Below are 14,706 nucleotides of genomic sequence, written 5' to 3'. Positions count from 1 at the left end.
AATATTGGTTTTTTAACTCATTATTTTAATTTAAAAAATAAATGATTTTTTATTGTATTTAATAAATAAAAAACATAAAAAATACAATAGGTGTATTGGAAATACTCTATTGTTTAGACCAATAAAATAGATTTCAAATGTCCATCTTAAGTATAGAGGAGATAAATATTATGGCATATAACAAACAATCTGATTTATCACATATTAATGGTGGTTTGCCTTCAACTTCATCAAATAATTCAAAAGATGAAGAAAGATTAAAAAAAGAGATTTATGGTCAATTGTTTAGAAGTGAAATTTTACATCAAATTTATGAACTATGCGAATCCTCTCAACAAGAAGATTATGAATCTGCTTTAAAAATATTATCTAAAAAATGCAAGATGAGTCAAGAAAATGCAAAAGATTTATTAGAAAAGATTACTAAAATATTACAATCATCAAGGTTAACAATTAATTTTGATTTTTCAAAAATATACGATATTAATAATAAATGACCAGAGGTTTTAAATTGTTTTGCTTATAAGGAAAAACCAAATGAAATTTCTAACTATAATGTAGGTCGAGCAAGTGTAGAGGAAGTTGCATTTTATCTAAATCAATTATTTGATAATAGTAAATATGAAAAATTTGGACGTTTTTCAACCCCTACTGGTGATCAAACAAAAAGAAGTGCTAATTTTCAGTGAACAAGTAGACCTTGCTATGCGGCATTAGATTTTTTGGAAAATCCTATGGGTGGAGCTCCTATGTATGGAAAATCTTTTATTATACTAAAAGATTATGTAAAACATAATTGTACATATAGTCCTTATGATACGTATTCACCACCTACGTTCACTCGTGGGAAATTAAAAGATAAAATATCTACTTTTTTACACTTCCCAAGATTGATAAGATATTGTCAAAATGATTTATTTGGATATAATTGTTTAGAAAGTTTAATTAATAAAGCTAATGGAAAAAATTTTGTTCCTCATAGTAATTATGGTAAAAGTGAAGGAAATTATATAGAGGCTCATGTTTATTCTAGAATCTTATTTGCACGTGATATAAAACAAATTTGCTTATCAAAAGCGGAATTTGATAGTCATCCACCTAATAAACAAAAACAAATATTAGAAAAAATAAGTGAAATAAACTCATGTTTAGGATCTTCATTTATTATATTCATAACTGAAGAAGAATACAAAATAAAACAAGAAGAAAGACATTTAGAAGATAAATTATCATTAAAACAAGAAAAAATAACAAAATTAAAAAGTGATATTGTCAAGCTAGAGAAAAAAAAGATAAATCCAATTTTAAATTTTATTATTAAAATTTTTAGTTTTGGATGTATTAATAAAAATAAAGAAATAAAAGAAATAATAAATGCTAAAAATATTGAAATTAAAAATTTGTTATTAGAGATAAAAAATAATGAAACACCAAATTCACCATTAATTTCAAGGGAAACTATGCCATTATTACAAGATCAAAGAGTAACTGATGAAAAAAAATTTGATAAACAATCAGCAAATGATGAAGAATTAAATAATCCCTTTTTAAACAGTTGTTCAAATTCACAACAAAATCTTCTTTAATAAAATATATATTGAACCATTTTAATAACTATACTGATATTATTATTTTTCTATTTTTTTTAATTAAATATGGTAAAGTTAAATCATAAAAATTATATATCATAGTTAGTATTAGTTACTATTAAAATTTCTAATTTTTATTTACACTCTTTTATTGTAAAACAATAAAAATAATTTAGTAACAATCTAGTTTATTAATTATAATTTTTATTTCTAAGTATTAAAAGAGAATGTCATTCAATTGAAATGTATGTTTAAGTAGTCCTATTTTATTTATTAAAAGTAAAGCAGGACTTTTATAATTAAAAGGGGGAAAAATGAAAACAAAAAACAATTCAGAACAAACACCTTTATTAAATAAAAATAACAATAATTACAATGCAATCAAAAGTCATGTCATTATTTAGTGATAATTTCCTATTAGTTATCGAGTGAAAATTTCCCAAAAGTGAAGTTAAATATACTTGGTGATAAAAATGGAAAGAAGCATGACTATGAAAGAAAAATATAAGTACAAAATTATAAATGATATTATTATTAATAAATTATCTAAACATCAAGCCAAGAATAAACTTAATCTAACTATTAGAAGAATTAACCAATTAATTCAAATTTTTAATAGAGAAGGTAAAGTTGGTTTTATTCATAAATCTCGCAATACAATTTCTAATAAGGCAACAAATTTTGAAATCAAAATTAAGATTATCAACTTGTATAAAACAAAATATTATAATTTTAATTTTCAACATTTTCATGAGAAATTAATGAATGAAGAAAAAATTAAAATTTCATATAGCACACTTTATACTATATTAATCAAAGAAAAAATTACTTCACCAAAAAGACATAAAAATAAAAAAAATAACTTACATCCAACAAGAAATCGAAGAACAAATTTTGGTGAATTAATTCAAATGGATGCAAGTAATCATCATTGATTTGGTAACGATAAACCAAAATCATTTTTACATGCTGCAATTGATGATGCTATAGGAAATATTGTTGGACTATGATTTGATCATCAAGAAACATTAGATGGTTATTATAATGTTTTTTATCAAATTTTAACTAATTATGGCATACCAAAAACATTTTATACTGATAATAGAACAGTTTTTGGATATAAGAAAAAAATTGATTCAGGTAAAATAAACACAGAAAATGACACTTATACTCAATTCCAAAAATGCTGTAATGATTTGGGTGTTGAAATAATTAGAACTTCAATTCCACAAGCTAAAGGTAGAATTGAACGTTTATTTGGAACACTTCAAAGTCGATTAATTAGTGAATTACGACTTAATAAAATTAAAACATTAGATGAAGCTAATCAATTTCTCAAAATGTACATAAACGTTTTTAATAAACAGTTTGCCTTTCCTATTGATGATAATAAATCTGCTATGGTTAAAGCTCCTACACAAGAAGAAATAAATATTTATCTTTCAAGATTTTCTAAAAGAAAAACAGATAGTGGTTCAACTATAACATATTATGGTAAAAAATATTTTCCTTATAAAAATAACAAAGTTCAATACATACAATCTCGAATTGATGTAATTGTACTTAAATCGTTTATTAATGAATTATATCTTAGTTACAATAATCAAATATATGAACTAAAAGAAATAGCACTAAAACCAATTATTAAAGACAACTTGATAAAAACTAAAAAAGTTTATATACCCAATAAAAATCATCCTTGAAGATATGGATATCAATAATTCCTAATTAAAGTTATATAAGATTTACATTTTTTGAATACTAAACCATATAAATTTTTAAAATGTTTGTATATGAGCAAATTTGGTGCTTTAAAATTGATTTTAAAGATATAAAGAGATTACAAATTCAATATCTTCCTCTTTTACATTTTTTTGTGATTTTCTACTAGAACTTTGACTTTTGCTTGTTGAAGCTTCACTGTTTACTTTTGATTTGTCTTTTTGAAATCCAAGAGCATTAGTAACTCTTTTTTTCTTTTTTTCTAGTATTTTATAAAATACTAGAAAAAAAGAACTTTCATTGTTAATTGAAAAAATTTAGGCAAAAAAAGCACGATTATTATATCCACTAGTTGAAGGTTGATTTGTCAACTCCATTGAATTTATTTCTTCTTTTTCAAGTTCTTTTAATAAGTTTTTTTTATTGTTATTTATTTTACAATTATAAATACAATAACCAATAATAATTGATGTTGTAATTAATCCATAACCAATAAAACCTGTTGTTGGTCAAAAATAATCTGACTCATAAAAATTAGTTAAATAATTTTTAATATTTGTTCATATATCTTTTTTTGTTTCAAAAAGTTCAGTACTAGTATTATTAGCATTATTAGTTTGATTATTGAAATTTGTCATTTCAGTTGTTGTTATTTTATTGAATATTTTTGATACAGGAGTTGAGATTACAGATGGTAAAGTAGTTATGTTATTAATAATTACCGATAGCATACTATCATTTCATGAATTGGTCTCCATATAAACTATCCTTTCAAAATAAAAACCTATTTGTTTAAAAATAAAACAATGGGTTAAAAACTATATTTAGTTTTTAACAATATTATAATTAATAAATTTTTAAATATTAAATATTTCTATATTATAAAAAATAGAAACTAAAATTTTCAGGATTATTTAAAATTTGTGTATTTTACTGAAATAGTTTAAATTTCCCAAAATAATTTAGTTTTTTTGATAAGTATTTTGGGAAATTTTCACTCGATATTGACATGCAATCAAAAGTCAAGATCAACCTTCAACAAGTCAAGAACATGTTAATGGATATCATCAAGAAAATTTAGAAGTTAGAAATAAAGACAATATTAATTACACAAGAACAGAAAGTCAAGATCAACCTTCAACAAGCGATGAAGAAGAGTGAATAGATGATACTAATAGTCGTTATGGTGGAATAACACAAAAAAGATTGGATATTAATAGACGTTGAAAATATCGTACGAGATTTGAACCTGGTGTAGTATATTCTGGTATAATGATTCATGAAAATGTTATTGATATTTCTAATGATTTAAAATGACAGAAAACTATTCGTTTGAAAAACGGTAGAGTGATTTTAGAATTATCAAATTTAGATGAAAATAATCAATTTGAACAAAAATTTAAAATATATGAAAATGAAAATGCATACCTTAGTGATTTAAAATCATTAGATTTAAGTACTTTTACAGAAATAAAACAAAAAACACCTATTAATTGATATTTTATTATCGCTGCATTAGGAATTATTCCTATTGTTGTGTTTGCACGAACTACACAAAGAGTATTTTCAGTTAATATTACAGATAATAAACCTCATCCATCTAGTGATTGAATAGCTAATATTCTTGACGTTACTAATGAAAAAACACAGTATAATCTTATGATGGCAAGTGCTGATATTATTTTTAGTCTTCTTACTGGTGAAATTTTTAAATGATCGCGTAAGGTTATTAGTCCTTGTTGTCAAAGTAGAAGTGTTGCTAATTCCCCTGTTAATAATTCATATTTTATTACATCATTAATTCATCTTTGATCAACATTTAGTAATCATGTAGTTGTTACTGCTGCTGCAATGTATACTCTCGATAGTTTTACTTGACCAAATTATGGCTGAAAATTAATTGATAAATTTAATATCTTATCTACTATTGCTAGACTTTATGCTATGACAACTATTAATAATGGTTTTAAATGATCATTAAGTACATTAAATAATGAGTTTCAATTATCTGATAAGTTTAATTGTTGTTTAAATATTTTTAGTAAAATAGTTAATTTTATTAATGAATTATGTTACCCTTTAAAAGGTTTTATTGCACTTGTTAGTTTTGGTGCAATTACATTTAGTAGTAATGCACTTAAAACTTTAGCATCACTTGTTGCTGAAAATGGGTTTACAGATGGTTGTTCGATATTCCCTAATAAATTTTTTACTTTAGGAATGTTGGGAACAGCTACAGCAATGTTAATAACAGATGGTTTAAATTTACAGTTAGATAATTATAAAAAACCACTATTACAACCATTTCTAAATGGAGCAAAATGAATTTGAACTAAAACAAAATCATGTTGTATAAATAATGAAAATGATAATGGATATGGTTCTATAAATAATGATAATGTTGAAGATGGAGTTGTTATTAATAATCCTGAAAATGATATAAAAGATTTATTAGAGCAACAAGCAATAACTGAAGCAAAAAAACAAATTTAAATGGTTTATTTAAAAAATTTAATTTATTTAATATAAATGAAATCAATGAAACACAACCATCAGTAAGTGAGCATTTTTCAGATTCACGATATACTGTGATATAGTTTAGTTTAAATTAATATTAATCACTCTTTTTATAAGAGTGATTTTTTATGATTATATATTTTATTTTTTTAAAAAAATATATACTTTTTTTAGATATTTTTTAAGAGTTAGAAAAAAATAATTTAAAATTTTATATTTGAAAGGAGTGTTATTATGGATAAAAAAAGAATAGAAGAAGAAAAAAAACATGGAGAAGAAGCAAAGAAATGAAGAGAAGAATGTAAAAAAATAGAAAACGAGATGAAGATGCAAGAAGAACAATATAGAAAGAAAAATGAAACTAAAAAGAATTTATAATATTTACTAGAGTTTTATTTATATTAGGATTGAAAGTTATTTTCTAGTTTTAGTATCTTTAAAAATTTAAATTAAATTTAATAAATTTTATATTTTTTAAATAGAAATAACTAGTTAAAATAATTAAGTTTTAACTAGTTAATTTTTTTAATTTAAAGATAAAGAATAAGATAAAACTTTATAAAATTATGTAGTAGATATTAAAGCTGGTTGATGACAAATTAAACTATGAATGCCACTTTTACCAAGAATAAGTTCTCGAGCATCAAATAAAACAATTTGTTTATTATTAAATACATTTGTTTTTGATAAAATATCTAGAAGTTTAGTTTCACTTTCTTCATCATTGAAAGTAGGAATAATAACAACTTTGTTACTTATATATAAGTTAAGATAACTAGTGACAAGTTTTTGATTTGCTAGGATACGATTATGATAAATGTTAAAATCAATCATTTTAATATCATCACTATTACGAACGTCATTTTTTGGTAAAGGAATTTTTATAATTTTATATTTTTTGCCATGAGCATTTATTGATTTTGATAATACATCTCAACAATTTTTAACAGCAAGATAACGATCATCAATAGTATTTTCTGTTCAACTTAATAAAATAGTATTACTATCAACTATACACATGATATTATCTAATCTTCCTTTGGTTTCATCATATGGTAATCCATAAGGTATTCAAATAATATTTACAACATTTAGATAGTCTTTTAAATACATTTCTATTTGCTCTTGTGATAAATTAGGATTACGTTCTTGGCATAAAATACCTTCATAACTAGCAAAACAAGTACCTTCACCATCTAACATAATCATGCTAGATTCTAAAATGATTGGTAGAAAATAGTAATCAATTTTTTGTAGTTCAAATATTTTGTATGCTATCATATCATCATCATTTCAAGGTGAATAAATACCTGCTATTTCTCCACCTCAAGCATTAAAATTAAATTTTAAGCCTCTAATATTCTTTGTTTCTTTATTTTGAAGAAAGATTGGACCATAATCACGAATAAAGCAATCATTAGTAGACATTTCGATAATTGTAATATTTTTATTGGGAGCGTGTCGAAGATGTCGATAACTAAAAAGTTTTAAAAATAGCTCCTTTCTTTTTTTACCCTTGAATTAAAAATAAATGACAAAAGACGAGAATAAAAATCTTGTCTTTTTTTTGTAATTGTAAAATTTTAAAATTTTTAATAACCGTCTTTAACGCTATTATCAACACGTGTTAGGGAACTAAAAAAGTGAACTACAACACAGTTGTTAAAAATAGTAGCTAGAACATGTGGACTTGCATGGATAAATAAAAAGTGGAGTGATACCTAATAAAATATACTAACCATTAATGGTAATTCTTGGGGTGGGAGCGAATTGGAAACTAGTATATATAGACCTGTTGTAGGGACCTATTGTATTAATTCTATTCTTTATTTAACCAACCTTGCCACTCCCCAGTGAGCAAGTGTTGGTTTTATTTTTTATTTTTTTTGAAAAATTTTTTTGGGCGAGAAAATAAATTTCAAACTTGTAAAAAAAATTGAGCGGTGCCGGTTCAATTAAAATATTAATTTGTTTAACACAAATTAAATAAATATTGAATCGAATGCCTCGATTTCTTTTTAAAATTTCACAATTTATTTTTGAGCCCAGTTTTCATGGAATGAATAAAACTAATAGTAGTATTATTAATAATCTAAAAATCAAAATATATGTTCTTTATGCTAGAAGCAACAGAACATATTAGAAAAGGAATATTAAATGAAAAATTATTTTTGCTGAACATGTAAACAAAAACAATTATATTATTTATTCTTTACTACTAGTGATATTAAAACAAGAAAAAAATTTTTAAGAGACAAAAATGGTAAAGCAATTTGTTATGACTGTATTTTAAAAATAAGTTAAGTAGGAGGTATAAATATGGATAAAACAAACTGTACAATAGATGATTGTAAACTTTTTATTAATCATGATGGTAAATGTAAAACTGAATATGATTTTTGAATTAATAAAGAAAAATTAAGAGAAAAATTTAAAAAAGAAGTAATTAATAGATATAAAGAAAAATTAATTTATTATCTTGATAATGAATTTATTGAATTACTTAAAGATGATATTAGTGATGTAATTAAAATTATTATTAGTAATTGAAAACTTAAATTAATAATGAAATTACAAGAAAAAATTCAAAATGGTGACTTTGAATAATGCAATATGACTTAATTATTGGTATTGATCCCGCTGGTATTGGTAATAATGGAATGGTTATATATTCAAGTGAAACTAATAATATTACTTTTAATGAAACATTCAAAACTAAAACAGTTTTAGAAAGTAAAAATATATATAAAGAATATTTTAAATTAATTAAAAAACAATTTATTAATCAAAAAATATTAGTTATTGTAGAAAATTTCTTTTTAAGCTCAAAACAATTATTAACTAATCCATTAGCAACACCTAAGATTATTGGTGCATTAATGGTATTAGTAGAAGATGTTATGAATTGAGATTATTTAGAAAGTGAACCAAAAAATAAAACTAATAATTTAGAAAATTATAAAGGAAATATAAAATTAACAAAACATGAACAAGATGCTTATAAGCATATTCAATACTATTTAAGGAATTATAAAAATGAAAGATAAAGCAAATTATGTCAAATTAAAAGTAAAACTGAGTAACACTATTGAAGCAAAATATTACGAAAAAGGTAATAAGGAATTATATTATAGTGTTCGTGGTCAATGAAATGGATTAAATTATGTTACTTTAATTTTTAATAACCCAAAATTTTATAGACGATGTATTTTATTAAACAAAAACGATGAAATTATTGTAACTGGTCAAATTTTTAATACTTTAAATATTCCTAAAAATCGTGCATTTTGTTCAATCAATGTTAAATGATTTAAAAAATGAAAAGAGTAAAAAAATGATTAAAAATACACCATTAGAATATATTAATGACAGAATTAATCAGCATAAAGAAAATATTAATAAATATACAAAAGAAATTGAAAGATTGCAAAATTTTATTAAAACAAATGAAATTAGAATGACTGAATTAGAAATAATAAAAGATATTTTACAAAAAGGAGAAAAAATATAATGAATTTTAATCAAAATCCAAAACAAATGACTGATTTAGTAATAAAAAAAGATATGGAAAAAGTATTAGAAAATTTAAAAATTAAAATAGGAACTCTTGCATTTAATAATATTGAAGAAGAAATACATTATATAAATTTAATAATAAATAAAATGTCAGAACATATTTATTCATTAGAACAAGAAATAATTAGAAAAAATCAAATAATAAAAGATATATTGTAACAAGAAAAACTTGAAATTGCTAATCAAATTAAAAATAAGGAGAATAATTAATGATAATATTACCTACTTTGTTTGAAAATAAAGATGAAATTGAAATATTATCACCATTTCCAAAAGCAATTCATACAAGTAATGATATTAGAGCAATTATTTTAAGACAATACCCAAATGTTAAATCCAAACACATAATTGTTTCTGACCCCGAAAGTAATGTTGCATTAATAGTTGGTGATAATGATGTTTATCAAGGTTGAATTAAAGTAACAATTAAAAAATTAGAAATTAAAGGAGAATAAATAAATGCAGAAGGAAAAAATTAAAATTAGAATTCATGAATTTGAATTATATGATTATCAAGTAAATACTTTATTAGATATTGTAAGAGAAATGTTAAAAGCAAATAAAGGAGAATAAATTATGTTAGATGAAATTTTAAAAGTAATTTTTGATAGAGCAGATAAAAAAGAATTAATTTATATGATAGAAAGATTAATTCTTTGTACTAATAATCCGTCAGAAACAAAAAAATGATTGATTAGAGAATTTGATAAAAATCATTATGTTTTAGAAAAATTATTACAAATAAAAGGAGAAAAAAATGGAAACAAATAATTATACTTTAACCAAATTAATTAGAACTGGTATAAATCCAATTTGTGCAATGATTGGTACAAGTGCTTATTATGGTCAAGTAATTGCAAATCCAGTTTTAGGTTCAATTAATAGTTTATTATTTGGTAAAAAATTAGGTTTAGATATATGAAATTTAAATCAAAGACCAAATACTAAAACTAAATTAATTAATAGTTCTAAAAAAATTATTTTAGGTTTAGGAACAATTGGTTTAGCAAATTATAGTAAATGAACAGAAAATAATATTACTCCAATTATTCCAACAACACCAACTCCAATAACTACTACAACTACAACTGAGGGTCCACCATGATTATTATTAGATAAACAAGATAATCAGTCATTAATGGATTGAGATACATATATTAGTTTAAATGCTTATGGTATTTCAAATCTTATTAGTGGATTAACTGAGTTAATACCTAATAAATTTGAAGCAATAAGAAAGATATGTAATATGGCTACTGGTGGTTGTTTAATATCAAGTGGTGTTGCTATGGGTATTAATAATGATTTTAATAATGCTTATGCAGTACCTACCATAATTGCTGGTGCAAGTGAAATAATCCATAATTTACTACCAATGGAAACAACTAATCATATTGAAGAAATGCAAGAAACATCATTTAATAATGAAACTGCAAGATTAATTAATGATAATAGATTCACAATTAATAGTGAAACAACTAGTCAATATGGTAGTGATAATCTAAGCGAAGTACCATTAAATACTGATAATGCTTCATTAAATTGAGATTACAATCACATGAGTTTATAAAGGAGGTGAAAAGTATGAATAAAGAAAAATTAATTCAATATTATGATGATAAATTAAAACAACATGAAAAAGATTTAGAAGACATACGACTGAATGAACGTTTAATTGCAAATCTTTTAATGGATGCAAAATGTATGATTGAAAGAATTATTAAAGGTGAATTTGATGAATAATCAAAAATAAAAAAATAAATAGTTGAAAGGAAAATATTGAAATGAAAGAATTTTTACATGAATTAATAATTATTGGAACAAGTGTTGGAATATTAATTTGCAGAGAAATTATTGTTTTATTAAAAAGATTTATCACAACTCCAAAACATGTTAGAGCAAATAATAAAATTATAAAACATCAAAAAAAATTAGCAAAATTAAATGAAAAGATTAATAAAGAAAATAAATAAAAAAGTGGTGATGTAAATGTTAGAAAATGAAAATAATGTTCAACAAACAACTGAACCTTTAACTGAAAATAATGCTTCTTCACAAGAAATAGAAAATAAAGTTAATGAAGCAGAAAATAAGTTAAATAAACTTAATCAAGAAATTAAAGAAAAAGAAATGATTAATATATTTAAAAAATATCAAGTTAAAACGGAATTTTATGAGTTTTTAAAATTTAAAACAAGTAATATAGAAAATTCAAAAATTGAAGAAAGTATTAAAAAAATGATTAAAGAACAACCAGTATTTAAAGAAACAATTAATACAGGTGGCAAACCACAAACAATAATAACAAATCAACAAAATTCAATAAAAAGTACATTATTGGATTATAAAAAAAATAATAATTTATAACAGAAAGGAAATCAAAAAATGGCAATACAATTCAATAAAAATTTAGATAATACCGAAAAATTAGTAGAAGCACCAGAGTTTATAGAATTTTATAAACAATCAAATTCACCATGAGCAAGTTTTTTTCCTATCGAAATAGTTAATTCAACCAAAATTGAATTTATAGTTAAAAAACCAAAAAATTCAGAAATTAAAGTATTAAAATGAAATGATAAAAGTAAAGGATTAGATGTTAGTTATGCTGAAACTATTAAAATTTTAAAAGAAATTAAAGAAGAAGCAGTTGCAGGTGAAATAATTGCTAATGTTGATTTAAATGCTGAAAATGGACAAAATTTATTAAATACAATGCAATATGAAGTTGCTAATGACTTAGCAGATTATTTAGCAAATAATGATACAAATGTAATTGCAAAATATGCAACTAAAGTAGATATTACTGATAAATCACCAGTAGGATACTTAAAATCAATGTTAGATGCTTGAAATACTTTATTTCAATTAAGAAATAGTAATAATTGTCGTTTTTTTATTACTAATAATCTTTATGATAATATTGTTTATTTAGCTAATAATAAAGGTTTAATTACTGATAATCAGATTGCACAACAATTAAGATTAAATGGAAATGATTTATATATTAAAGGTGTACTATGTCAAATTGTAATGGATGATTATATGACATTTACTGATAATAATGAAACTAAAATTATGTCTTTTGTTTTAGCAACACCAAGAGCAATGAAAAGATATATGTTACAAAATACAGTTGTATATGTTCAAGATATTGCTGATGGTAAAGTTGGAAGAAGATATTTAGTTGGTGGAGAAGTAACTGGTGAATCAATACCCTATATAACAGATGAAGAAACAACTTCACGCTGAATGTTATGTGCAATTGTTAATAATGATAAAAATGATTTAAAAACTAAGATTACAAGTTTAACAACTGATATTACTGCAAATGTTAATAACAATAATAGTGAATTAAATACACAAATAAAAAGTACTAATGAACTTAAATCATTAAATCCAAATTTAACAAATCCAACTATTAAATATTTTAGTGATGCACAAGGAAAAACTAATGTAAGTAATCAAAAACAAAAAGCGGGTGACTTATATATAACTATTACTGCAAATGTTAATGATTTAAATTATAAAGGAACAACAAATCCAATTAAAATAACTCTTAAATAAAGGAAATTAATATCATGCCAATTGGTACAACTAGTACAGCAATACTTTTAAACATAAATAAACCAAAACATACTAGAACAAGTAACCAACAAGAAAATAAAAGTTTTTGATGAGAAATTTTAGAAATGATTGGTGTACAAGTTATAGCAGTAGCACTTGCTCCTTTTACTGGTGGATTAAGTGAAAGTGTAGCCCTTGGATTAGGTGCAAGTGATTTAGTTGCTAGTATTAGTGCTGTTGGTGTAGAGTTTTTAACTGATTTTACTATTAATCAAGTTTATGATTATTTAAAAGGAAATGTAACAAAATTAAATACTTTCTTTAATATACTTCCTGCATTTGCTGGACTTAATAAAATTAGTCGTGGTTATCGTACAAGTAAATTTATTAAACTAGCACAAAAAACTAAAACATTAGAACAAGTGGGAATTAAAGAAGCAAAAAATTTACAAGAAATTATTAGTCAAGTAAGTGGAAAAGAAATTTTAACAGATAAAATTATTGGTAATAAACGTTATTTAATGAATTATATTTTTACTCCTAATCGTGAAACAGTATTACGAGATTTAGGTTATGTTGCTGAAAGACAATATAAAAATAATTTTCAAAAATTAGAAGCACAAGAGTTAAAAGATTACTTATTATTACAAAATACATTAATAAAACTAAGTCCACAATTAACTCCTAAATTTAAAATTAAAGATATTGAAAAAGCAAATAACTTTTTAAAAAAATTTAATACTGATTTAAAAAAAGTATTATCTATGAATCAGCATGATTGATTAAATTTAGTTCATACAATACATACAGAAAATAGATATGGAAAAACTTTAATTTTAGATTTACAAAAAATTCGTGCTAATTCTATTAAATTTAATTTTAAAAATAATATTATTCATCAACTTGTTTTAAAAGCAAATCAAACTTTTAAATATTTTGATATTAGATTTTATTTAAAAAAAGGTTTAAATAAATTTTGAAAAGATACACCATATTTTGAAAAAATAAGAGAAAGTATATATAAATTACAAGAAAAATTTGAAAAGTTAGAAAAACAAGCATTTGAAAAAATTAATAAATTAAAAGAAAAAGCAACTGATTTATTTACTAGTGCAGAAAAAAGAGCAATTAAACATGCACAATTAATTCCATTAAATTCACCAGTATTTATGGGTTGTAAAATTCAACCTTTGTCATTAGATAAATGTGCAATTACTATTTATCATCGCAATCCTAAATATAAACCAATTACAGTTGTTGATAGTATTCTTAAAGCAAAAACTTTTGTTACTCAAATACATCCATTCCATTGATATCGTTGATATAGTGGTTGATACATTGGTTATGGTGTTAATCGTAATAAATGATTAAAAGCAATAGCATTTGCTCCACCAGTTTTACAACAAGTAATTAGAGATAGTTTTAAAGTATATAGAGAAATATTTAGAATAATAAGAACTTATCATAAAGTAGTAAATGTTATTAATAATCCTATTGAAAATATTAACAAATCATTTAAAAATGTTGGTTTAAAATTTAGTGTTAATACTTTATTTGGTACTGGATTATTACATCATTTAGAAAAATTTGCATATAGTCAAGTTGTAACAAAAAGTAAGAAAAAATTAAAAAAAGGTAAAAATAAAATACAAAAAGAAATTGAACATATAACACATAAAAAAACAAAAAAACATACTCATCATTATAAACAAGCATTTTTTAAGGAATGATAAAT

20 protein-coding genes are annotated in these 14,706 nt (G+C 22.8%); 18 read left to right on the top strand and 2 right to left on the bottom strand.

The window, feature by feature from the left end; translation table 4 throughout:
- Positions 1-170: 170 nt before the first annotated feature.
- The gene (locus AACK96_RS04365; RefSeq protein WP_338973443.1) at positions 171-1,586 is read left to right on the top strand and encodes a DUF3626 domain-containing protein; all 1,416 of its coding nucleotides are present in this window, start codon (positions 171-173) and stop codon (positions 1,584-1,586) included.
- Positions 1,587-2,062: 476 nt separating this feature from the next.
- Complete coding sequence (locus AACK96_RS04360) at positions 2,063-3,310, top strand: ISNCY family transposase (RefSeq protein WP_338973441.1); 1,248 nt, start codon at positions 2,063-2,065, stop codon at positions 3,308-3,310.
- A gap of 318 nt (positions 3,311-3,628) precedes the next feature.
- On the opposite strand, the gene AACK96_RS04355 is transcribed toward AACK96_RS04360, so the two are convergent.
- On the bottom strand, positions 3,629-4,042 hold the full coding sequence (locus tag AACK96_RS04355; RefSeq protein WP_338973439.1) for a hypothetical protein: 414 nt from the start codon (positions 4,040-4,042) through the stop codon (positions 3,629-3,631).
- A 475-nt stretch (positions 4,043-4,517) separates the two neighbouring features.
- Between AACK96_RS04355 and AACK96_RS04350 the strand changes: the two genes are divergently transcribed.
- Positions 4,518-5,804 carry a hypothetical protein gene (locus AACK96_RS04350; RefSeq protein WP_338973436.1) on the top strand — a complete coding sequence of 429 codons (1,287 nt, stop codon included), beginning with the start codon at positions 4,518-4,520 and terminating at the stop codon, positions 5,802-5,804.
- A 258-nt stretch (positions 5,805-6,062) separates the two neighbouring features.
- Positions 6,063-6,206, top strand: a complete 144-nt coding sequence (locus AACK96_RS04345; protein ID WP_338973433.1) for a hypothetical protein — start codon at positions 6,063-6,065, stop codon at positions 6,204-6,206.
- A 186-nt stretch (positions 6,207-6,392) separates the two neighbouring features.
- Here the strand turns inward: AACK96_RS04345 and AACK96_RS04340 are convergent, their stop codons facing one another.
- Positions 6,393-7,319, bottom strand: a complete 927-nt coding sequence (locus AACK96_RS04340; protein WP_338975144.1) for an agmatine deiminase family protein — start codon at positions 7,317-7,319, stop codon at positions 6,393-6,395.
- 666 nt (positions 7,320-7,985) lie between these two features.
- Here AACK96_RS04340 and AACK96_RS04335 point away from each other — a divergent pair.
- The 14 genes from AACK96_RS04335 to AACK96_RS04270 all read left to right on the top strand — a co-directional run bounded on the left by AACK96_RS04335 (position 7,986) and on the right by AACK96_RS04270 (position 14,704).
- Complete coding sequence (locus tag AACK96_RS04335) at positions 7,986-8,132, top strand: hypothetical protein (protein ID WP_338973430.1); 147 nt, start codon at positions 7,986-7,988, stop codon at positions 8,130-8,132.
- A gap of 15 nt (positions 8,133-8,147) precedes the next feature.
- Entirely contained in the window at positions 8,148-8,435 is a 288-nt protein-coding gene (locus AACK96_RS04330) for a hypothetical protein (protein ID WP_338973427.1), read from the top strand.
- Positions 8,435-8,875: a hypothetical protein gene (locus tag AACK96_RS04325; RefSeq protein ID WP_338973425.1), complete on the top strand. Its 441-nt coding sequence runs from the start codon at positions 8,435-8,437 to the stop codon at positions 8,873-8,875. Before AACK96_RS04330 ends, AACK96_RS04325 begins: the two co-directional genes overlap by 1 nt.
- Positions 8,865-9,158 carry a hypothetical protein gene (locus AACK96_RS04320; RefSeq protein WP_338973423.1) on the top strand — a complete coding sequence of 98 codons (294 nt, stop codon included), beginning with the start codon at positions 8,865-8,867 and terminating at the stop codon, positions 9,156-9,158. The genes AACK96_RS04325 and AACK96_RS04320 overlap by 11 nt, the downstream gene beginning before the upstream one ends.
- On the top strand, positions 9,127-9,339 hold the full coding sequence (locus tag AACK96_RS04315) for a hypothetical protein (protein WP_338973420.1): 213 nt from the start codon (positions 9,127-9,129) through the stop codon (positions 9,337-9,339). The genes AACK96_RS04320 and AACK96_RS04315 overlap by 32 nt, the downstream gene beginning before the upstream one ends.
- A complete protein-coding gene (locus AACK96_RS04310) occupies positions 9,339-9,563 on the top strand; it encodes a hypothetical protein (protein ID WP_338973417.1) in 225 nt (74 codons plus the stop codon). Before AACK96_RS04315 ends, AACK96_RS04310 begins: the two co-directional genes overlap by 1 nt.
- Positions 9,564-9,613: 50 nt before the next feature.
- Positions 9,614-9,859, top strand: a complete 246-nt coding sequence (locus AACK96_RS04305) for a hypothetical protein (RefSeq protein WP_338973415.1) — start codon at positions 9,614-9,616, stop codon at positions 9,857-9,859.
- A 121-nt stretch (positions 9,860-9,980) separates the two neighbouring features.
- Complete coding sequence (locus AACK96_RS04300) at positions 9,981-10,175, top strand: hypothetical protein (protein WP_338973412.1); 195 nt, start codon at positions 9,981-9,983, stop codon at positions 10,173-10,175.
- Complete coding sequence (locus tag AACK96_RS04295) at positions 10,162-10,974, top strand: hypothetical protein (protein ID WP_338973410.1); 813 nt, start codon at positions 10,162-10,164, stop codon at positions 10,972-10,974. The genes AACK96_RS04300 and AACK96_RS04295 overlap by 14 nt, the downstream gene beginning before the upstream one ends.
- Positions 10,975-10,988: 14 nt before the next feature.
- Positions 10,989-11,147 carry a hypothetical protein gene (locus AACK96_RS04290; RefSeq protein ID WP_281748859.1) on the top strand — a complete coding sequence of 53 codons (159 nt, stop codon included), beginning with the start codon at positions 10,989-10,991 and terminating at the stop codon, positions 11,145-11,147.
- 41 nt (positions 11,148-11,188) lie between these two features.
- On the top strand, positions 11,189-11,377 hold the full coding sequence (locus AACK96_RS04285) for a hypothetical protein (RefSeq protein ID WP_338973407.1): 189 nt from the start codon (positions 11,189-11,191) through the stop codon (positions 11,375-11,377).
- Positions 11,378-11,393: 16 nt separating this feature from the next.
- Complete coding sequence (locus tag AACK96_RS04280) at positions 11,394-11,771, top strand: hypothetical protein (RefSeq protein WP_338973404.1); 378 nt, start codon at positions 11,394-11,396, stop codon at positions 11,769-11,771.
- Between the two features lie 18 nt (positions 11,772-11,789).
- Positions 11,790-12,971 carry a hypothetical protein gene (locus AACK96_RS04275; RefSeq protein ID WP_338973401.1) on the top strand — a complete coding sequence of 394 codons (1,182 nt, stop codon included), beginning with the start codon at positions 11,790-11,792 and terminating at the stop codon, positions 12,969-12,971.
- A gap of 14 nt (positions 12,972-12,985) precedes the next feature.
- Positions 12,986-14,704, top strand: coding sequence for a hypothetical protein (locus tag AACK96_RS04270; protein ID WP_338973398.1), 1,719 nt, complete (start codon positions 12,986-12,988; stop codon positions 14,702-14,704).
- Positions 14,705-14,706: the final 2 nt, after the last annotated feature.

This window comes from Spiroplasma endosymbiont of Tricholauxania praeusta, assembly GCF_964019535.1.
Lineage (GTDB): Bacteria > Bacillota_I > Bacilli_A > Mycoplasmatales > VBWQ01 > Spiroplasma_E > Spiroplasma_E ixodetis_A.
Note: the sequence above shows the minus strand (reverse complement) of the source record. Positions and strands in the feature narration are given on the sequence as shown.